Raw genomic sequence first — 20905 nt, 5'->3', positions numbered from 1 at the left:
CCGGGAACCCGCGTTTGCCTTTGGTCTCACCCGGCACAGAGCCCCTGACACGCTCCCCTTGATCATCTCGACGCGCGTCGCATCCATCACGGACTTCCAAAAGTCAGTGTTGAACCTGAGTTGAGTCAGCCCGGACATTCTCCCCTATTACTCGGGCGTTGCGACTACGCTGTCGGTGTCCGCCCCAGCCTTCTGAATATCTCGTAAACTGCCAAATTCTCCCCGAGGCGTGATCTTCGGATGTATTCGGAAGCTCTTGTCGTTCAAATTGCCGGTGTAGCGGTTATGTGCGAACTGCACATATCCAGACCCATGGTCAGGAGCGTAGACATAGGCTGCCAGCCCGTTGCTACTGTCGATCGACACGATATTGTTCTCGATACGATTAGGACGCGCCCATGGCGGATGCCAACCCCTGCCCGTACTGTCATCAACGCGAAAAGCCGCGCCCGATCCGTGCGTGATGACGTTTCCCGTCACCAGGTTGCTCCAGCCGCCGTTGATGCCGATCGCCGATATATTGTCCGAAAGCGTATTTCCTTCGATGCGCACACCACTGGCCTTGCCATCGGTGTAGATTGCCCAGCTGATAGGAGTCGGCCACTCATTGATATTTTCATATCCGGTAGGCCAGAACGTCCCATCGGCTCTGTTCATAAGCTGGCCTGTCCCGGTGACCAGATTGTAGCGGATGCTGCTGTTCATGAGGTCCGCCTGCTCGCCCATCAGCTTGATGGCACCGCCATCTGCCGTTTGCTGATTGGCATTGCGAACCTCGTTATATTCGATGACTGCGTCGTAGACTGCGTCTTGCGCACCCCACAGCGAGCCGCCGGCGATACCGAACTGCGCGGTATTTTCGACCAGGTTATGGGCGATCCTGATGTTGTCGGCGGCCTGGAACCATATTCCCGCCGTTTCAAAGTAGACCCTTCCGACGTCATGGATATGGTTCGACAGGATTCTGGCGCCGTTCGATTTGCCGAAGCTGCCATAGGTCGTGCCGATGTAAATCCCGTTGCCAGCCACATCTCCGATCACGTTGCCGGCAATCAGAACATCCTCGCTTTCACTCACGTGAATGCCGACGCCGACATTTTTCATGACGTTGCCGAGCAGCCTGACGCGGTCTGCATGCTCGAGCCGTATGGCGCCAAACCCTCTGGTGTCGGTATAGAATTTGCCGCTGCCCTGCGGACCTCCGTCACGAAACTCGAGGCCCGAGACAACCATGCCATCGGCCCCCTCCAGCCTGAAGAATGTCGGCAGGACGCCGGCGACAACCGCGGAGCTCGGGAATAGTCTATCGGTAGGGATATAGGTGAGCTGTCCTGCAGCGACGTCATACCGCCATTCCCCAGGAACATCGAGCAAGGCCGCTGCCCCCGTCAAGAAATAGCGGCTGCCTTCTGCGGTGAAAAAATAGCCGGTGCCTTTGGTATCAACAGTCCGGGTTGCCGCGTCGATTGAAACAACCGGGAGCGTGTCACTGCCCCATTGGCTTCCCGGCTGGTAGCCGCCAACGATGTGGACGACAAGCCCGGTTGGATCTTCCAACGCCGGAAGATCACCGGCACGGAAGCAAAAGCGCGTATTACCTTGCCAAATATCGCTGTCCGGCTCGCACTTGGCTGCAAACAACCATCCCTTACGCGGATCTCCGCCAAGGGGAGCGTTGGGAAAGCGGGCCCGAGTTTGCAGGATCCCATCGACGAAGAGATCGCCCACCGCCTCATCGGGCGGCAACCTCAGCGGTGCCGTCCAGCGACCATCGGCCTGAGGCGCCCAGTTGCGCACAAGCGGGCCACCGTGCAAAATCGGCATTTCGTTACATCTCGCCGCGATGACCAGGCCCGCATCGCGAGCATCGAAGACTATCGGTTGAACGAGATAGTAGTCTCCATTGCCCATTGCGATTGTGTTTTGGCCGCCGTTCTGGCGCGCAGCATCCCGAGCTTTTTCAATGCTGGCAAAGGGACCGTCGGTACCCTGAGGATTTGGTTTGGCAAGACGTCCGCTCCAGTTGTCTTTGCCATTGGGAGAAACATAGAACACTGTCCGGACCGCGGATGTGCCGGTCAATACATCGCTCAGCGAAGTCCCCTTCAGCTTGTCCGAAAGGGTCGCCGGCGAAGCTTCCGCGCAAGTCGCTTCCCTGACGGCTGTCCGCAGCCTGTCGGGCGCATCTGCGTCCTGGTTCACCGATGCCAGGTTGCTTGGCTGCGGAAAGAGCATCGCAAGCAAAACGCCGAAGATCGGTGCGAAACGCAGCCTCATGAGACTTGCAGCTCCGCCGCTCCGCTCCGTGCCGGTGCCCGCAGTCGCCGGCCAGGGGCCGTCGAAACCACAGGCGCGTACAGCGAGAACATGATGATGCCCGTTATGAACAGAATGAATATCGCGTCATTCTGGATCAGGAAGATGGACTCGGTCAGGTTCATCACCAAAATCACGACCGTGAAGACATTCATCCAGAGCCAGCCGTAATGCTGATCCCGGCACTGGAGGACGGCCCCTTGGCGTAGCGCCTGCAAAACCATCAGAGCGAACAAAGCCATTCCGCTTATTCCGAAGCTCAGCATCGTATCGCGGAATCCATTATGGGCGTGGGGAGCCATCCACTGGATCTTTGACCAGATAATCCAGGCTTCCGGGTTCGCCTCCGTCCAAAACGCCTGGTAGCCGAAGCCGAGCAGCAGATGATCGGCTATCTGACCATCGACCAGCTCCCACAAGGGCACTCGACCCGTCAAAGTCGCATCCTTGCCGAGCGCTTCAAGGAATGGGACCAGGAATTCGTGAAGCCAAAGGAGGAGCCCGACAGCCAGTTGTACGAAAAACAGGATGAAGACGATGCGACTGATGCCACGGAGCCGCTGCAAGACGGAGTAGAAGCCGATCAAACAATAGGCTGATACCGTCGCAATGATCGCGGTCATCGATCCGGAGCCTACCAGACAAATCCCACCCGCAATCAGCAACAGCAAAGCCGCCCGCCGTAAGCCCCGGTCGGCGTCCATTAAAACGGCGGTCGCCACCAGTATCATCATGCCGGCATACCAACCGAGACTGTTCTTGTGAATGAAGACGCCCCGCAGCGAGCCGTCCAGCGGCATGCGGGCGAGACCCGGCGACGCTACGAAAATCAACAGGCTGAGGATGATACATGTTCCGAAGGTCGCAAATGCAAGGAGAAGCAACTGCCTCGGTGTGAAGCGTATCGCCAGCACATAGGCCAGAAGTACCGTAAAGAGCAGGCCGATGGCGCGCCTGAATGTCGTTGATGGGCCTACCGACCAGAAGACAGACACAAACGGTATGGCGACCATCACGGGGACAAGCCAATTTCGCTTGAGCGCGGTGAGAAATTGCGGAAGATTTCGTACCAGCATCAACAATGTAAACCCGTATACGGGTAGGCAAAGCAGACGCAATATAGACCTGGCATGATCGCTAAGGGCTCCGTCCGCATCCGCCAACAGGAGCGGAAAAAGCGCGCCTGTTTGAAGAAAAAGGCACACGCCGGCGCCCCAGCACTCTATCGCTCGCCAACTGAGGGCCGGCCCATTGGCTGCTCCAAGCGTATAGGCTCTCATTACCGCTCCCAACTTGCTTAGACGGATGAGAGGCTGTTGATCGCGGCAATTTGGAAAGACATGGGTTCCCTTTCATAGCGGCGCTGCCTGCCAATCAACAATCATCCCGCCACCTCCCCAGTCAACCAACGCAAACGAAGGCAGGGCTAAGCCTAACGCGCATCCCCACCACCCAAGGGCGGTGTCTGGTTTAAGTTTACGGTCTACCCCTCCCCCAAAAGTTGGTGCTGGACCCCATGGCCTTGCCCATAAGAGGAGATGTCACCCGTGACCAATCACCGGTAGCTTGACGATGAAAGCATATCGCGAAGCCGTTTCCGGTGAAGTGAGGCAATAATTCTGGCGCAGCCGGCCGTTGGCAGGTGACGCTTAGAAGGGTTGGGATTGCTATGGTTCTGCGTCATGGTCCTGGATTGTTACTTTATATAAGCGGAGCGTCAGGCGTTGCGGCGTTGTCGACGGTGACCCTACCGGCTCAAGGCGAAGTCCTGGTCGAGCAGAACTCCTTGCATCAATCTGCGCTGCCCAACGCGCGAGGGTTCGCAACTCTGGCGCACCGACGTGTCGCGCAGCGACGCGCTTGAGGGGTGTCATGGAGCGGCCTACAATCAGCGTCCTTATCAATAACTACAATTACGGTCGCTTCGTTGCCCAGGCAATCGACAGCGCCTTGAGCCAGCAGACATCCAATGTCGAGATAATCGTCGTCGACGACGGGTCGAGCGACCAGTCACGCTCTGTTCTCGAGGGCTATGGCAGCCAAGTGAAGGTGCTCTTCCAGGAGAACCAGGGGCAAGCCGCCGCCATGAATGCCGCTGTGAGGTTAAGCAGTGGCGACATCCTCTGTTTTCTCGATGCCGATGACTGGTGGGCGCCGGGCAAGCTGTCGGCAACCGCCGCTGCTTTCCGATCGAATCCTCAGGCGTCGCTTGTTTATCACCGACTTCAGCCAACGCAGAGCGATGGCTTACCAGCCTTCAGGCCGATCCCTCGGACCCTGTGTTCAGGAGATTTATCGACGCGGCTCGCCAGATCGGCTGGCTGGTGGCCCTTCCCGATGACATCGGCCATCGCCGTAAGACGCAGCGCGTGGGATGCAGCGGGTGATATTCCCGCGCAGTTCCGCCTGTCCGCCGACGCCTGGCTCACAGGCATCTATCCATTTCTGGGGGGCGTTGTCGCCTTGTCGGATCCACTCGGGTTCTACCGGATTCACAGCAATAACTGGTATCGGCCCGTCGATGATGCCGTCATGCTGCGAAAGCGGATGGCCCATTGGCAGGCGACCGTTGAAGCGACGAACCGGTTTCTTTCTGCGCACGATCTCGCGGGAAGGCTGCATCTGACCGATCACTACCCGTACCGGGTCGCCTCAGCCAGGCTGGAGGGCGCGGATATACGCACCCGGTTCAGACTTGCCCTGGAAGGGCTCTTTTTCGCCGGAGAGCCAAACTTGTTGAGGCGGACGCGCGATGCATTGCGCACGGCCCGCGACCTGCCTCGACTTGGTCAGGATGTTGGATTGTCGGAGTCGGCGGGATGAAGGCATTGCTGCTGGTTTCCGAATTGGAAGACTACACCATCTCCTTCGCCAGCGGCGTTGCGCGACATGCGCACGTCATCCTGGCGGTTCCGCGCCGGCGCTACGCACACCTTGCTTCATGGATCGATCCGGCTGTCGATCTGCACCTGATGGACTGGCCAAGGCATCGCTCGCTCTCCAACCCCTGGTTCCTGCATCAGCTCACACGTCTTATCCGGCGGGAGCGGCCAGACGTCATTCACCTTTTGAGCAACTCGACGCTCTGGTTGAACTTCGCCGCGCCGTTTTGGCGCCCGATCCCGATCGTGACCACCGTCCATGACGTGGAAGTGCATCCCGGCGATTCCGACACCCGCACACTGCCGGCCTGGGCTCCCCAATTGATGGTGCGGCAATCGGGTCATGTCGTCGTCCATGGCGAAGGGCTGAAACAAATGGTCCTCGAACGATATTCAAAATCGCCTGATTGTGTCCATGTCCTGTCGCATCCCGCCATTCATCGCTACGCGGATCTCGCTCGGCGTTACGAGATGGCGCGGCGCGGCGAAGATGGAACTTTGCGTGTCCTGCTTTTCGGGCGGATTTTTGCTTACAAGGGATTGGAGCATCTGATCCGTGCCGAGGCGATGCTCAAGGACCTGCTACCCAATCTACGCGTTACGGTTGCCGGCCGCGGCGATGATCCGTGGATCTTCCAGCCGCTTATGGGGGAAGCCGGCCGCTATGATATTCGCAACCGCTTTATCGAGGATATGGAGGTCGCCCAGCTCTTTCTGGATGCCGATATCGTCGTCCTTCCCTATACGGAAGCCTCTCAAAGCGGTGTTCTCAATCTTGCCGCGGCATTCGGCAAACCGGTTATCGTGACAGATGTCGGCGAATTGCGAGCCACCGTTGTGCCGAACCGATTGGGAATGGTGGTTCCACCGGGAGATGTGGAACAGCTCGCGAGAGCCATCTGGACATTGGCTAGAGATAACGAGCTCAGAAGCAGTTTCGGGACCAGCGCGCTCGCTTGGGCCACAGGTCCGAATTCGCCTGAGCGCGTTGGAGCACAGGCTGCGGCCGTTTATCGTGAGGTGGTGGGGACATGCTAATGGATGCGCTCACGGATGGGAACAGGCTGACGACACGCAACGCAGCGGCAACCGTCCGCCACTACGTCCCGGGTGGCTGCGAAACCGGTGGCGGAATTGGCAGGCTGGTCGGCTATATCTCGAACACGGCGAAGGCGGCCGGCGAAACACACCTGGTCACCGACACCAGAGGACCTCGATGGTCCGTGGCGACGTCACCCGTGCGCTTGCTCGGCGCCGTCTTGATGATGGCGAAGGACCGGATAATGGCACCGGCCCGCATTCACCATATTCATGTCGCCGGTCGCGGCAGCACCACAAGAAAACTGATCCTGACAGAGGCTGCCCATCTCCTCGGGTGCTCTTACATATTGCACCTGCACGACTACGACTATGCGAGCGACTTTGCTGCACGCTCTCCGCGCCGGCAAACGCTCATACGCCGGATGTTTCAACATGCCGACCAGGTCGTGGCACTGGGCCAGCGCGACCGCATGACGCTCAAGACGCTTTTGGGCGTGGACGAGCGCCGCATCGCCGTCATCCGCAATTGCGTTCCCGACCCCGGGGCACGCATTGTCCATATCGGCGAGGTGCCGTTGATCGTATTTCTCGGTCGGCTGAGCGAACGCAAAGGCGTGCCGGAGCTTCTGCTTGCCTTGGGTCATCCGATCATGAAAGAGCTCCGGTGGCGCGCCGTGCTGGCAGGCGACGGACCTGTAGAAGACTACCGACGCCAGGCTGCTGACCTGGGACTTTCAGATCTGGTGAAAATGCCGGGCTGGCTTGGCGCCGACGAGGCGCAAGCCTTGTGTGCGCGGGCAGATATCCTGGTCTTGCCTTCGCATGCCGAGGGCCTGGCGATGGCTGTCGTCGAAGGGCTTGCCCACGGGCTTGCGGTCGTCACCACGCGCGTCGGAGCGCATGACGAAGTCATTTCCGACGGTGAAACCGGCGTCTTCGTCCCTGTCGGAGACAAGGATGCGCTGGCTGCGGCGCTGGCGAAATTGGTCACGGATCCGGGTATCCGCAACCATCTCTCGGCCAAGGGCCGCGCTCATTACCTCGCCCACTTCAGTATGAAGGCTTACATGCGATCGCTGGAAGAACTCTACGAAGCTGTCTCCGCGCAACCTCAAACAATGGTTGGTGAACGATGACGATTTCAACTGTCCCGCCAGACCGCAACAGCTCGCTCTCGTCGATGCGATACGATCCTCGGTTTCAGGTAGAGACCAGATCGGACGACTTTGACCTGACATCAGGCTTGCGCCTTATTCGGCGACGGGCGGTCATGATAGCGGCGATAGTCGCGCTGCTTATGGTGGCTGCCGCAGCCGCGATTTCGGGATTGAAGCCGACCTTTCATGCCGAATCCCGGCTGATTATCCACACGCCTCTGGCAACCACGCTGGGTGCGGACGATTCCGGCCGCAACGATCCGCTGAACGCCACATCGGAAACCGAGCGGCTTCTTTCCAGAAGCATCGCAGAGCGGGTCATTCGCGACCTGCGGCTCGACGAGTGGCCGGAATTCAATCCAGCGCTGCAGAAAGCCTCGCTTATCGACGAGATCCGGGGAATATTGCGCGGATTAGTCGACCAAGAAAGACCGTCCTCGTCGGCACAAAACGGCATCGAGCCCATAATCCCTCGGTATTACAAGGCGCTGCGCGTGTGGCGCGATGGCCAGGGGGACGTTATTCAGATCGGCTTTGATGCGAGCGACCCCCGACTGGCAGCCGCAGTCCCGAACCGACTCATCAGCATCTACCTTGAAGAGCGCAAGGAAGGTCTCCGTAGCCGCCTGGACGCAGCGGAAGATTGGATTCTGCAGCGTATCGCCGAACAGCAGATTCGCGTGAAGGCAGCACGCTACGCCGCCGACCAATATCAGAAAACGATGGAGCTAGCCTCAAATGACGACGCTGAGGTTGAAGCGATCAAATCGACAATGGAGTTGGGCGAGCGGCGAGCAAAAATCGAACAAAGTCGCGCTGAAGCGAGAGCGACGATATCTGCAATGGAAGCGGGCGACGACGCCTCGCTTGCCCTGCAGAATATAACCATTCCCGACAGCATTGCCGCAATGCAACGTGAGCTTCGTGTACAGGAGCAAGATCTCGAACGCCTTCTTGAAACATATGGCAACACTGCCGAAGCAGTGGTCGATGCGCGCGCGAGGATCGTTAAATCCCGCACCGATCTCAACCTTGCTGTCGATCGATATCTCCAATCAATACGCGCCAAGCTTGCGACGCTCGATCATGAGGATGACGCTGTCCGAGCGGCATTGGCGGTCGCTCACGAGAAGCGTTCTCGCGTCGCCCTGGCGCAGACCGAGTTGGCGCGACTTCAGCGCATGACTGACAAAGAGCAAACGGCACTCGACAGGCTTGAGGAGCAGCGCCGGGGCTTGGCTGGGCAAGCCATGCTGCCGGGGGCGGAACTGGAGGTTTTGTCACCAGCCGCAGTGCCGCTTGCGCCGCAGGGACGCGGACGGCTTTTCTATTTGGCCGGCGCCCTCCTGGCTTCGATTTCGATCGCAGTGAGCGCCGCATTTGTGGTCGAGATGATGGACAAGTCGGTCCGCAGCTTCGACCAGGTGGCCGGAATGTCGCGTATAATACCCGCCGGATTCATCCCGCATCTGAAAAGGAAAGACAGGGAAAATCCGTCGATACTCTTCGCGGGCACGCAAGACGGGATGTTTGAGGAAGCGATTCGCAACGTCTTGATTTCCCTCAAACAATCCAATGGCGGAAAGCTGCCCAACAGTATCGTTGTAACCTCGGCTCACAGCGGCGAAGGCAAGTCGCTCGTCGCCAGATCGTTGGCAATCGAACTCGCCGCAAGTGGAAGTCCCGTGCTGCTCGTTGATGGCGACCTTCGACGCGGAAATCTGAATTCGATTTTCAAATCGGAGCTTGATCATGGGTTGAATGAATTCCTGAGCGGACTGGCTGGATTACAGGACATCATCCATCATCACCCAAGCGGTATCGACTTCATTCCGGCGGGCAATCCCAGCCTCCATCGGCACGCTCATTCGCGGGATGCGGCTGACATTGTCGAGATGGCCCGTGCAAGAGGAAAAATCGTCATCTTCGACACCGCGCCTGTGCTCGCTTCGCTCGAAACGATGCACCTGACAGCGGTGGCAGAACGAACGCTCGTGGTGGCAAAATGGGGAGGAACGAGCCGCCGCGCCCTGGAATTTTGCTTGCAACAGCTGAAAAGCTCGCAGAAGTCAGAACTCTTCGTCACCATAAATAATGTCAATCCAAAACAACATGCGAAATACAACTTCAGTGACTCGGAGTTATTCGCAAACTCATTGATGAAATACCACGATTTTCAAGCATGAACTCGAGCAACGCTCGCACTGGGGAGACCGTAGTGACAAGTAACAATAAAGTTGCGCTGATTACAGGCATAACAGGTCAGGACGGTGCTTATTTGGCCGAATTGCTCCTTGAAAAGGGCTACGTTGTTCACGGCCTCAAGCGACGTTCATCGTCCTTCAACACCAGCCGCATCGAGCATCTCTATGAAGATCCCCATATCGAAAATCCTCGCTTTATCTTGCATTTCGGGGACATGACCGATTCAACGAACCTCATCCGGGTCGTTCAGGAAACGCAGCCCGACGAGATCTATAATCTCGCCGCACAGAGCCACGTTCAAGTCTCTTTCGAGACGCCGGAATATACGGCTAACGCCGATGGAACCGGCACGCTTCGCCTCCTTGAAGCAATTCGCCTTCTGGGGCTGACCAAGAAAACCCGCTTTTATCAGGCATCGACCTCCGAGCTCTACGGCAAGGTTCAGGAAGTCCCGCAGAGTGAAACGACGCCCTTCTATCCCCGCTCACCCTACGCGGCTGCCAAACTCTATGCCTATTGGATCGTGGTCAATTATCGCGAGGCATATGGCATGCACGCCTCGAACGGCATTTTGTTCAATCACGAGAGCCCGATCCGCGGCGAAACATTCGTGACGCGCAAGATCACCCGGGCGGCAGCCGCCATCCATCTTGGCCTGCAGGATCGGCTTTATCTCGGCAATCTCGACGCCAAACGCGACTGGGGTCATGCAAAGGAATATGTCCGCGGCATGTGGCTGATGCTGCAGCAGGATGAACCGGCAGACTATGTCCTTGCGACCGGCGAAACGCACTCCGTTCGCTCCTTTGTCGACAAGGCCTTTGCCAAGGTAGGCATGCCGATCGATTGGCGTGGGAACGGGGTTGAGGAAAAGGGATACGATAAGACATCCGGCAAGTGTGTGGTGGAGATCGATCCGGCTTACTTCCGTCCGACTGAAGTCGATCTTCTGATCGGCGATCCGACGAAGGCACATACGAAGCTTGGCTGGAAACATGAGACCAGTCTTGATCAACTGGTTGCGGAGATGGTTCGGGAAGATTTGAAAGTCCTGGCCCGAAATGTTCCGTCAGTCGGCGTAACCAAAGGTTTCGCCTATGCCTGAGGTGATCTACAGCCTTGCCGGAAAAAGGGTCTATGTCGCGGGCCACCGCGGCATGGTGGGCTCTGCGATCATGCGGCGTCTCGCTTCCGAGGGTTGCGAGATTTTGACGGCCACCCGCGCCGAGGTCGATCTCAGACGGCAGGAGCAGGTGGAGGCCTGGATGAGCAATCATCGCCCCGACGCTGTCTTCCTGGCTGCTGCAAGGGTCGGCGGCATTCTCGCGAACGCGACCTATCCGGCCGACTTCCTGTACGACAATTTAGTTCTCCAAGCGAACGTCATTCACGCAGCCCATAAGGCTCAAGTCGAAAAACTGCTGTTCCTGGGCTCGTCCTGCATCTATCCGAAATTCGCCGATCAGCCGATCGTTGAGGACTCACTTCTGGCTGGATCGCTCGAGCCCACGAATGAATGGTATGCGATCGCCAAAATTGCCGGATTAAAGCTCTGCCAAGCCTATCGCAAACAGCACGGTAGCGATTTCATCTCGGCCATGCCTACCAATCTTTATGGTCCAGGCGACAATTTTGACCTCGGGTCAAGCCATGTCATGCCGGCGCTCATACGCAAGACACACGAGGCCAAGGTCAACCGGCAACAAGAGATATGCATCTGGGGGACCGGCACGCCGCGGCGCGAATTCCTGCATGTCGACGATTGCGCCGACGCCTGCCTCCATCTCATGAAGACTTATTCCGCCGAAGGTCACGTGAACGTCGGCTGCGGCGAAGACATTACCATCCTCGAATTGGCACACCTCGTCTCCAGGATCGTTGGTTTCGAAGGCAAGATCACGCGCGACCTCACCAAGCCGGATGGCACGCCACGTAAACTCCTGAGCGTCGACAAGCTTCGCACGCTGGGCTGGTCTCCCAAGATAGGCCTGAAGGAGGGCATCGCAGATGCCTACCGTTCCTTCCTTGACGGCCACCATCTCGAACGCAGCGACAGCGCTCCGTCCAGTGACTTGATCGGCCCAAGCGACATCAGTTTTGAGAAAGCCAAGACTTCGCCGCCGCATGCGGCCACGCTCTCCACAGCTGCGCATCATCCTTCGCGCATAGGGAATTTGCACGAGGGATAACAAGGTTTGTCTCGGGGGGGACGCATATGCTGGGACGGGGCGAATGATGGGACCTGTAGAAATCAGGTTTGCGGCGCTAATTTTCCTGGTAGTCGTGTGGGTGATGATTATCAGTCTGGCAATGGATTTTTTCGCAGTCGAAATGCCGATTTCGCTTGTCGCTCTATTGCGCAGATAGTCCACATCGGATGGCCCCACGGCGCCTTCCTTCGGCTGGACGGGATGGCGTCGCCGAATTCAAATCCAAGCCAAACGAGCAGTATCAGGCGAAATTCGACGCTCCGGGCGCCTATGTCCTGAACTGCACGCCACATGTCGGCATAGGTATGGTTGCCCTGATCCAGGTCGGCGACAGCCCGGCCAATCTTGAAGCGATCAATACAGCGAAAGTGCCGAACATGGTGCGCAAGCGGCTCGATGCCGACCTCGCGCAGATAACCCAATAATTATCGGCCGGTGCGGGCGGGCGGGCTTGCGCCATCCCGCATAATGGGAACCACGACAATTTCCATTCGGCGCATTCCGAAGGCAGCCTGAAGGAATGACGACCTTCACTAGTTCAACCGGGGCGTCTACTTGCCAAGAAGAGACAACCGACACATCTTCCGTGAATGAACAAGGCACAGACGCTCCTGTCCCAGCTTGCCGACCATGCCGAGACGATCCTCCTCGGCAAGGCCCTGGAGCAATTCGGTGCGCTTTGCCTGCGGGAAACATCAGGTGGCGGCTTCGAGGTTCTGCTCATTACGACGCGCGAAACCGGCCGGTGGACCATCCCCAAGGGCTGGCCGATCAAGGGGCTCGCGCCGCATGAGGTGGTCGAACGTGAGGCCTGGGAAGAGGCAGGCGTGAAGGGACGGGCGAAGAAACGCGCTTTCGGCTGTTTCTCCTATCTCAAAACGCTCCAGGATGGCAGGCAGGCGCCGTCATTCGTGACAGTTCACATCTTGATCGTTCGCCGCACCAAGGCCAATTTCCCGGAGCGTCGGGAGCGCAAGCTCGCCTGGATGCCGCCTCTCGAGGCTGCGTCACTGGTGAACGAGCCGGAGTTGAAAAGCCTGTTTCGACGCGTCGAGCGGCGGGCGCTTCCCGGGAGCCTGCGGCTGAATGTCTAGTGGAGCTGGCTCAGGCCGCTTCCGTCCGCTCTTTGCGATCGACGCCCAGATCGTCCGGCTGCGCCGCAAGATCGAGACCGACCCGAAAAAGTCGGCGTCGGCTATGTCTTCACCGTCAGGCTGGATTAGCGTCCGGGATCGACGCCGATCTTTACATTACCGGGGGAAGATTCTGCGCGACAGCGGCGCAGGCTCACAGGGCGCGCCTCCCGATCAGGATGAGGAAGGAAGTATCAAGGAACCGCTGGCGACCGTCAAAGTTTAGCTTTTTGACGACGCTCTGGTAAAGCCAACGGTGGGAATTCGACATGCGCCTGGAGACGATAAGTTTCGAGCCGAGCGACTGGGTCCCGAACAATCCGCGTCTTCCTGTGCTGCTTTACAGCGGTGTTTTCACGGACGGCGAACAGATTGATTTCAAAACCCGCTTCGCGGCGAACTGTTGGACTGATATCTGGACCAACGGTGTGTTCGATTATCAGCACTACCATTCCGGCGCTCACGAAGTGCTGGGAATTGCCCGTGGCAGCGCCACCTTGCTGATCGGCGGCCCCGGCGGCCGAGCACTGGAGGTCGCGGCGGGAGATTGCCTGGTGCTGCCCGCGGGGACAGGGCACCAAAACCTCGGCTGCACGGGCGATTTTCAGGTGATCGGCGCCTATCCCGAAGGCCAGCACGCCGACATCCAAACTGCAGCCGCTTCAAGCGAAATGCTGTCGAAAATCTCATCCGTATCCCTGCCCCAGACCGATCCCGTTCAAGGGACATCGGGATTTCTCATCGAGAAATGGCGGTAGCGCTCGTTTGGTGCCGGCGAGAACGGCCTATGTCTTTCGGGCTGCCGCGGCGTTTCGGATCCCTCCCGCTGAAAAATCAGCGTCAACAGTATCGCAAGCTATATTTCGTAATTCTATATTAAGGCAGGTGGTGCAGCAGAGATAAGCGAGTGCTGGCTGCTGACAGTTGGTGATATCGGATAGGTCCTGCGAACTGCATGTGAACACGGAAAACTGCGAGCGCGTCAGCGGCATATTCGATGCAGCGAGGCCAACAACATATCGCTTGGGCCGTATTGCCCAACCTTGCCGGAGATATAAGTTGACGTTCATATCCGCCGCAATGCGCTCCGCCGAGAATGCGCCCAAGGTTCTGACAATCGAAGCCATCGTGGATAGTCGTCTTTACGCGCAGGCCTTGAAGGACGCCGCGCTGAAGCTGATTGCCATGCACGATGCCGCGCCTCGCATCGTCCGCTACACCGCAGATATGAAGCGGTGGCTGCTGACGCAGTCAATTCTGGCCTTTCATTTTCGGCATGTCACGTCGCCGTCTCATCCGAGGCTTACGGCGGCCAATCTGAACGCCTTCATCGCCGACAGCAACGTTGTCTCCAGGAACACCGCGTTCGCGCATCTCGCGGAGATGCGCAATTACGGTCTCCTGGTCGATACCCATGAACGTAGCGACGGGCGCTCTCGTCCGCTCAAAATCTCCGAGACCGCCGAATCCTTGATCCGCGAATGGTTCGACGAACATCTGAAATCACTCGACATACTCGATCAGGGCACGCGCCTCTTGCGATCGTCGGCCGATCGGCGATTGCTGTGGCATGCGCAGCCGAGGATGTCCGAGCGCCTCTTCCACGATCCTGATTGGGCCAGCCCTCCGGCAACGGTGGATAGTTTCGTTCGCACCGCGTCCGGCAGCAACATCCTGCACGACCTGATGTCTCGCCTGCCTCCGGAAAAGGAGCTGGAGGCGCAGATGTCCATCGGCCCTTTGCGCATCACCGAATTCTTCAAGCGCTATGCGATTTCCCGAACCCACGCGCGGCGCCTTTTCGAGCGTGCCCAACTGCTTGAAATCTGCGGCTGGGAGTTCTCCGGCATGGGTGGCGATTTCTGGCTCTCGGCAGGGCTGATCCGCGACTATCGCCATTGGCAAGCCGTCAAATTTGCCGCCATCGACGAAGCCTTTGAATGGGCCTACTCGCATTTGTCCGCGATGGTTCCCGAGCAACAATAGGATCGCTGCTGGCCCGGACCGCAATTTTCGGGTGGCGGAGTTCTTTCAGTTGCGCGGCACTGCCTTAGATGCGGTCCTCAATGCGACAGCAGGACAGGCAGGTTGATGCTGGTCAGCACGGCCTGGGTGGCCGGCCCGCACATCGAAGGCCTTGCTTTGAGTGAGGAGCGGAAGAAGGATGCGCCGTTTCATCCATTTAGAGCCGGGACCTGATATCCCCACACTCGCACGCGCCCAGGATCGTGCATTGACATGCCCCAATGAGCGCATTTGTCGCCTAAAGCAGGGATGACCGCGGGCGATGTTGATCGGTCTCAATGAACGGATGGCGTGGCCGTGATTGAATCCAGCAAACAAGAGATCGAAATGCACGGTCGTCGTGTCATAATGTGCGCGCGCGGTTGTGAGCAGGCTGACGATGCCTGGCCTATCGGATGATGACATCCTTGATGATGACGGAAGCGTTTCAGCGTCTCAGCCTCGCGCTCGCGATCGGCATTCTCGTCGGGATAGAACGCGGGTGGCGCGAGCGTGAGGCTGCGCCGGGCAAGAGAGTGGCGGGCATTCGCACCTACGGCCTCTCGAGTTTCCTCGGCGGTTTCTGCGGTTTTCTGCAGCCGCTCACGGGGCCGGTTCTGCCGACGGCCATTTTCGCATTCTTCTGCATCACCATCCTCGCTTTCAGCCGCATGCAGGCGGCACGCGAGGAGGATTACAGCGCGACCGGCGCCATCGCCGCGATCACGGTCTTCGCGCTCGGCTTCGGCGCTGTCGTTGCGGACATGGCGACGACAGCTGCAAGTGCCGTCGCGATAACGGTGCTTCTGGCGGCGCGGGAACCGCTGCATGGATTTCTCCGGAAGCTGACCTGGCTCGAATTGCGGGCGGCACTGATCCTGCTGACGATGACCGTCATCATTCTTCCCATTCTTCCCAACGAGACGATCGACCCCTGGCAGACGATCAATCCGTTCGAACTCTGGATGATGACCATCCTGGTGGGAGGCGTTTCGTTTGCCGGCTACGTCATGATCAGGCTCAGCGACGCCAGGGCGGGATTATTGCTGACCGGGGCCTGCGGCGGTATCGTTTCCTCCACGGCGCTGACGCTTTCCTTTGCCCGTCAGTCGACCCAGACGCCTGCCCTCTCGCCATTGCTTTCGGCCGGCGCGATGCTGGCGGGAGCGGTGTCCTTGAGCCGCGTGCTTCTGATCTGCGGCGTCATTGCGCCTGCGGTGCTGGCGGAACTGGCAGCAGCGCTCGGGCCGGCTGCCGCAATTCTCGCCGTGGGCGGCGGCCTCGCCGGATTGTCGCGGCACTCCGAAGACGGATCCGATTTCTTGCCGCGCAATCCGCTGGAAGTGATGGTCGTCTTCCGCTTTGCGCTGCTGCTCGGCCTCGTGACCATCGTGACGCGGGCGACTTTGACGGTCTTCGGAACGCAGTCGCTCATCGCGGTCGCCTTTATCACCGGACTGGGCGATCTCGATGCGATTACGCTCTCCATCGCGAAGCTCTCGCCGCAGTCCCTGCCTGCGGATGCGGCCGCACTGGCGATAGCGGTCGCGGCCTTCGCCAATCTTCTTGCGAAAGCCGGCCTTGCGGCAAGCGCAGGCAGCATCGGCTATGCAGTTCGGCTGGGTCTCGTCAGCGCCATCGCGGCTGTTGCCGGCGCTGCCGGCCTGCTCCTGACGTGATCGGCCGACCGGCTGCATTGTCTTCGCCCAAGTGAACGGCGAGGATGGAGGGCCCTGCGGTCAATCGCAGACGATGCCGTAGAGTTCGCGATATTGTTCCAACTGCTCTTTCGGGCCGGCCAGCAGCAACGGGCAAGCGGTGTAGTTTCCCTTCACTTTTCCATTCTCGATATACATCCAGTCGAAAATATCCGATTTCTCGAACTCGACGCGATCTTCCTGCTTGATGTTGTGGAGATATTCCGGCGTATCGCCGAGAAGAGCGGTGAAATGGTCGCCCGATGCCTCGATCTGATAGACCCACATATATTCCACCTCCGCATCCGAAGCCGTCTGGTCAGTGACCAGTGCCACGCCCTCGCCCTCGTCCGTGAAACCAAGCTTGATGCTGTAGTTTTCGGTTCCCGGCTGTGGATTTCGCAATTTTTCGAGGAAGCCGTCCAATTCGCTTTTGGACTTCTCATGGGCTTTGGCCATGGCCGGATCGTCGGACTTGATCCACTGAACATTGTCATTGGCCAGTGCCAGGTCAATGGGAACGACCTGGGTGAATAGTCCAAGAATCGAGAGGATTGAAATGACGCTGCGCAACATTCGATAGGCCTGAAATTATTGTTACTATCCCGAGGCAACATAGCTACCTCGGGTTGATTTACAATATTTGGTTTGAAATTCGATGCGGTGCCCTCGCGCGCGTCTCAGTCACGCATCTGAGCGCATGAAATCGGCCGCTATGGAGCGGCGGCGCGATGGGCGCAATTGGCTGATGTGGACGTGTCGATGCGGTCGCTCACGGGATTTGTCGAAGTCAGCCAGCGGTCTGTCGAAAAATACGTCTTGGTCCTGACTTGCGGATCTGAAGCGGCCCTGAGACCAAGAGCAAAATTGAAGCTGTTTTCGCTGCCGGCCTCGCGCGTGAAGCTGAGATAGGCGCCGAATCGTTCGTCTTCGACGTCGCGAAGCCTTTGGATCGACACGAGCGTATCCTCAAAATCACGCCAGCACGCCTGCTTCACGATAATCTCGAAAATGCGCAGGGCAGCGGAGGCGAGACGCCCCTCAGCATCCGTCTTCGGCCCAACGATCTTGGCGCGGACTTCGAGTATGTCGCCGATCTCATTCCCACGAACCCTGAGGAAAGTCGAACTGAGCGGTCGCACTTCGTCGCGTTCGTCGATGCGCTGAAAATAACATTCATAATTGCGGTTGCGCATGGATGCGGCTTTCCATTCGCTCACCTCGATGCCGGCCTCTCGAAGGGCGCCGCAAAGGTTCTCGCCTGAGACCAGCCACCTCCGCAGAAACTGACTTGCGAGGTCGAGCCTCGGGAACGCGATCAGATGCCGCGATATGGAGATCGGCGGGAGAGCGGAAGGAGCCGCCGCGTGGGAGCTGGCGGCTGCGTCTGACGATCGGCCAGCCTTGTCGAGAGCCAGATGATCAAACCGCTCAACCGGGGCTTCGGGCTGGCGGATCTCGCGGTAAAAAACCGCAATGCCCGCAAGAAGCAAAACGGCGATCAAAAGCCCTGCACAAACTCGCCGACGGCGGCTGCCCAACCATGGAAATTTCCAATGCCGAGGTGGATTGTCGCGCGGGGGGCCGCCTGCTGATAACACTTTAACCACGGCGTCACCTCGCAAGCCTTGCGACCGGCGGCGTCGGCCGGCGCGCAGCCAATCAGCCCATGCAGCGCGTCCTTCTGAGGCGAGCAACGATGTGAAGCGGTACAGTCGACTCGCCTTAGACACCACGAGTGTCATGTCGAATATATCAACCGTCAAGCAGCAGCGCCAACGGCTCCGATGGCAAACTCGCGCTGATCTCCGGCGGGGCGGATGCGAGCAACTCTCGATGAGGAAGAACGGTGCGGCTCTTGCCGGAACGCGAACAGCAGAACCCTCGGACCGCGGGGCTGCCGCTGCGAAGAGCTCCTCCTTCGACCAGCCGCCAATACCGCTCCCAGCCCCTCAGCGTCGCATCGCATTATGCCGGCTCTCAAACGGACGGTTGACATTGGCGGCGTTAAGGCCGAAGCCGCATTTGGCCGTGCATGCGCGGCCGTTTTTGCGAGGATTCGAGGAATGAAGACCAAGACGGCCGTCGCCGGTGCCGGAAACCTGATCATGACGGGCGTCGTGCTGATGCTGCTCGGCGATCTGCTCTTTGCGCTGAACGATGCGATGGGCAAGTGGCTGATGGCGAGCTTTGCCGTCGGCCAGGTGCTGGTGATCCGCTCGGTCGGGGCCTTCATCCTGCTCGGCCCGATGATCCTGCGGCAGGGGCCGATGGCCCTGTTCCGCGTCGAGCAGAAGGGCCTGCAGTTCATGCGGGTCGTCATGGCGACCGGCGATGTCGCCCTGTTCTATGCCGCCGTTGCCTATCTGCCGCTCGCTGACGTCATGACCTTCTACATGGCCGGGCCGATCTACATCGCCGCGCTCTCGCACTTCTTTCTCGGAGAAAAGATCGGCTGGCGGCGCTGGCTCGCCGTTCTCGTCGGCTTCGCAGGCGTCGTCATCGCGCTTCGCCCGTCCACGGCGATGCTGTCGCTTCCCTCCTTCTTCGGTCTTGCCGGCAGTTTCTCCTTTGCGCTGTCGCTTGTCATGAGCCGTTATCTGCGCTCGACGAGCGACACGACGCTGGTGACATGGCAGACGGTCGCCGCCCTCGTCACCGGCATCGGCTTGAGCATCGGCAACTGGCAGCCGGCGACGCTGGTCGACTGGTCCGGCATGCTGCTGCTCGGCATCGTCGCGACCTGCGCGCATCTGCTCATCACGCGCTCGCTGAAGCTCGCGCCGGCGTCGCTGCTGGCGCCGCTGCAATATACGCTGCTGCTCTGGGCGATCGTGCTCGGCTACATCTTCTTCAACGACATCCCCGACATGCAGATCGTCATCGGCGCCGCCATCATCGTCTTCGCCGGGCTCTTCATCTTCCACCGGAAGAATTTGAAGGAGACGGTTCCGGCCGAAGCCGTCCCGCCCGACGGCCACTGACATCAATCGTCCGCAGCCGCCGGCGGCTCCCAGCCGAAGACGCTGCGGCCGCCGAAATCGGCGGATTGACGGAATTCGCCGGCGATGATTTCCTTGAGGTCGGGGCCGGTGACATAGCGTTCCATCCGGCGGGATTGCTCGTCGAGGCGCTTCAGCGCCTGCAGCTCCTCCTCGCGTCCGAGCCTGCCCTTCGCCACCGCCGATTTCATTACGCCGATCGTCTCGTCATAGACCTTGAGCGGCACCGGAAAGGGGTGGCGGTCCTTGCCGCCGTGGGCGATTGAGAAGCGCGCCGGGTCTGAGAAACGGCAGGGTGCGCCGTGCACGACTTCCGCCACCATCGCCAGCGCCTTTACGGTGCGCGCGCCGACACCGGGAACGAGCAGCAGTTGCTGGAAATCCGCCGGCCCACGATCGGCCGCGGCAGCCAGATTTCCGTGCAGGCGGCGCATGTTGACGTCGCTTTCGCGCACGTCGTGATGGGCAGGCATGATGAGATGCGGCAGCATCGGCTGTTCGGCGGGCTCGGGCTCAGGTTCTTCGGCGCGCAGGAGTGCGGCGGCCTCGCGGACGATCCGGTCGGGGCCGAGCGTCGCCAGAAGGTCGAGCTGCCCGCGCCGCGAGCGTTCCGCGCGCTTATCGGCAAGATTGACGATCTCGCCCTGGCTGCGTCCCTCGATTGCCGCATGCGGGGAGTCGACGAAACTTTCGAGCCCTTCGGAGAGCCAGTGGTAGCGCCTGGCCTGCCGCCTGTCGCCATTCATGCCCTGCTGCACGACCACCCAATGGCCGTCATCGGCGACGATGAAGCCATGGAGGTAGAGATCGAAGCCGTCCTGCAGGGCGGCGCTGTCGACCTTGGCAATGAGACGGCTCGTCGTCGCCAGCCCCTCCCCGTCGAGACCGACGCGCTCGCCGATCGAAACGAGCTCCTGCGGGGTCTTGCGCGAATGCGTGCCGCGGCCGCCGCAGACATGCAGGCCGAGCTCGCCGGCGCGGGGCTTCAGCCCCCGCTTCAGCGCGCCGAGAACGCTGGTCGTGATGCCGGAGGAATGCCAGTCCATGCCCATGACCGCGCCGAAGGACTGGAACCAGAAGGGATGGGCGAGCCTGCGCAGAAATTCGTCACGGCCGTAATGCTGGACGATCGCCTCGGTGATCAGGGCGCCGAGCCGCGTCATCCGGTCGCCGAGCCAATGCGGCACGCGTCCCCCATGAAGGGGAAGATCGGCGCTGCCTGCTCGCTGTGACATTTTATTTCCTTGCATTTCGCTTC

Annotated in this window: 16 protein-coding genes and 1 pseudogene; 12 read left to right on the top strand and 5 right to left on the bottom strand. The window is 59.5% G+C overall.

Features of this window, described 5'->3' with window-relative positions; translation table 11 throughout:
- Positions 1 to 147 precede the first annotated feature (147 nt).
- Positions 148 to 2277: a right-handed parallel beta-helix repeat-containing protein gene (locus tag ATY76_RS16215; protein ID WP_088675750.1), complete on the bottom strand. Its 2130-nt coding sequence runs from the start codon at positions 2275 to 2277 to the stop codon at positions 148 to 150.
- Positions 2274 to 3596 (bottom strand): O-antigen ligase family protein, encoded by a 1323-nt coding sequence (locus tag ATY76_RS16210; protein WP_088675749.1) that lies wholly within the window; start codon positions 3594 to 3596, stop codon positions 2274 to 2276. The genes ATY76_RS16215 and ATY76_RS16210 overlap by 4 nt, the downstream gene beginning before the upstream one ends.
- Before the next feature lie 592 nt (positions 3597 to 4188).
- Between ATY76_RS16210 and ATY76_RS16205 the strand changes: the two genes are divergently transcribed.
- The 11 genes and pseudogenes from ATY76_RS16205 (at position 4189) to ATY76_RS16155 (ending at position 16627) form a co-directional block, all read left to right on the top strand.
- Positions 4189 to 5139 carry a glycosyltransferase gene (locus tag ATY76_RS16205; RefSeq protein WP_088675748.1) on the top strand — a complete coding sequence of 317 codons (951 nt, stop codon included), beginning with the start codon at positions 4189 to 4191 and terminating at the stop codon, positions 5137 to 5139.
- Positions 5136 to 6236 (top strand): glycosyltransferase family 4 protein, encoded by a 1101-nt coding sequence (locus ATY76_RS16200; protein WP_088675747.1) that lies wholly within the window; start codon positions 5136 to 5138, stop codon positions 6234 to 6236. The genes ATY76_RS16205 and ATY76_RS16200 overlap by 4 nt, the downstream gene beginning before the upstream one ends.
- A complete protein-coding gene (locus tag ATY76_RS16195; RefSeq protein WP_088675746.1) occupies positions 6230 to 7375 on the top strand; it encodes a glycosyltransferase family 4 protein in 1146 nt (381 codons plus the stop codon). Before ATY76_RS16200 ends, ATY76_RS16195 begins: the two co-directional genes overlap by 7 nt.
- The gene (locus tag ATY76_RS16190; RefSeq protein WP_088675745.1) at positions 7372 to 9582 is read left to right on the top strand and encodes a tyrosine-protein kinase domain-containing protein; all 2211 of its coding nucleotides are present in this window, start codon (positions 7372 to 7374) and stop codon (positions 9580 to 9582) included. Before ATY76_RS16195 ends, ATY76_RS16190 begins: the two co-directional genes overlap by 4 nt.
- A complete protein-coding gene (gene gmd, locus ATY76_RS16185; protein ID WP_088675744.1) occupies positions 9579 to 10706 on the top strand; it encodes a GDP-mannose 4,6-dehydratase in 1128 nt (375 codons plus the stop codon). The genes ATY76_RS16190 and gmd overlap by 4 nt, the downstream gene beginning before the upstream one ends.
- The gene (locus tag ATY76_RS16180) at positions 10699 to 11790 is read left to right on the top strand and encodes a GDP-L-fucose synthase (RefSeq protein WP_088675743.1); all 1092 of its coding nucleotides are present in this window, start codon (positions 10699 to 10701) and stop codon (positions 11788 to 11790) included. The genes gmd and ATY76_RS16180 overlap by 8 nt, the downstream gene beginning before the upstream one ends.
- A gap of 221 nt (positions 11791 to 12011) precedes the next feature.
- Positions 12012 to 12236, top strand: a pseudogene (locus ATY76_RS16175) (plastocyanin/azurin family copper-binding protein); the annotation flags it as partial.
- Positions 12237 to 12401: 165 nt separating this feature from the next.
- Positions 12402 to 12905: an NUDIX hydrolase gene (locus ATY76_RS16170; protein ID WP_088675742.1), complete on the top strand. Its 504-nt coding sequence runs from the start codon at positions 12402 to 12404 to the stop codon at positions 12903 to 12905.
- A 308-nt stretch (positions 12906 to 13213) separates the two neighbouring features.
- Positions 13214 to 13702: a cupin gene (locus ATY76_RS16165; RefSeq protein WP_088675741.1), complete on the top strand. Its 489-nt coding sequence runs from the start codon at positions 13214 to 13216 to the stop codon at positions 13700 to 13702.
- A gap of 301 nt (positions 13703 to 14003) precedes the next feature.
- Positions 14004 to 14930 (top strand): hypothetical protein, encoded by a 927-nt coding sequence (locus ATY76_RS16160; RefSeq protein WP_245309918.1) that lies wholly within the window; start codon positions 14004 to 14006, stop codon positions 14928 to 14930.
- 434 nt (positions 14931 to 15364) lie between these two features.
- Positions 15365 to 16627 carry a DUF4010 domain-containing protein gene (locus tag ATY76_RS16155; protein ID WP_088675739.1) on the top strand — a complete coding sequence of 421 codons (1263 nt, stop codon included), beginning with the start codon at positions 15365 to 15367 and terminating at the stop codon, positions 16625 to 16627.
- A gap of 60 nt (positions 16628 to 16687) precedes the next feature.
- On the opposite strand, the gene ATY76_RS16150 is transcribed toward ATY76_RS16155, so the two are convergent.
- Entirely contained in the window at positions 16688 to 17221 is a 534-nt protein-coding gene (locus ATY76_RS16150) for a DUF2314 domain-containing protein (protein ID WP_088675738.1), read from the bottom strand.
- Positions 17222 to 17358: 137 nt separating this feature from the next.
- Positions 17359 to 18186, bottom strand: coding sequence for a DUF6030 family protein (locus ATY76_RS16145; RefSeq protein ID WP_088675737.1), 828 nt, complete (start codon positions 18184 to 18186; stop codon positions 17359 to 17361).
- Positions 18187 to 18711: 525 nt separating this feature from the next.
- On the opposite strand from ATY76_RS16145, the gene ATY76_RS16140 reads away from it, so the two are divergent.
- Positions 18712 to 19629, top strand: a complete 918-nt coding sequence (locus tag ATY76_RS16140; RefSeq protein ID WP_088675736.1) for a DMT family transporter — start codon at positions 18712 to 18714, stop codon at positions 19627 to 19629.
- 2 nt (positions 19630 to 19631) lie between these two features.
- Here the strand turns inward: ATY76_RS16140 and ATY76_RS16135 are convergent, their stop codons facing one another.
- Positions 19632 to 20882 (bottom strand): DUF763 domain-containing protein, encoded by a 1251-nt coding sequence (locus tag ATY76_RS16135; protein WP_088675735.1) that lies wholly within the window; start codon positions 20880 to 20882, stop codon positions 19632 to 19634.
- Between the last annotated feature and the right edge of the window lie 23 nt (positions 20883 to 20905).

This window comes from Rhizobium sp. R339 (assembly GCF_002211395.1).
GTDB lineage: Bacteria > Pseudomonadota > Alphaproteobacteria > Rhizobiales > Rhizobiaceae > Rhizobium.
The sequence above is the reverse complement of the archived record's forward strand: the minus strand, read 5'-3'. Positions and strand labels throughout refer to the sequence as shown.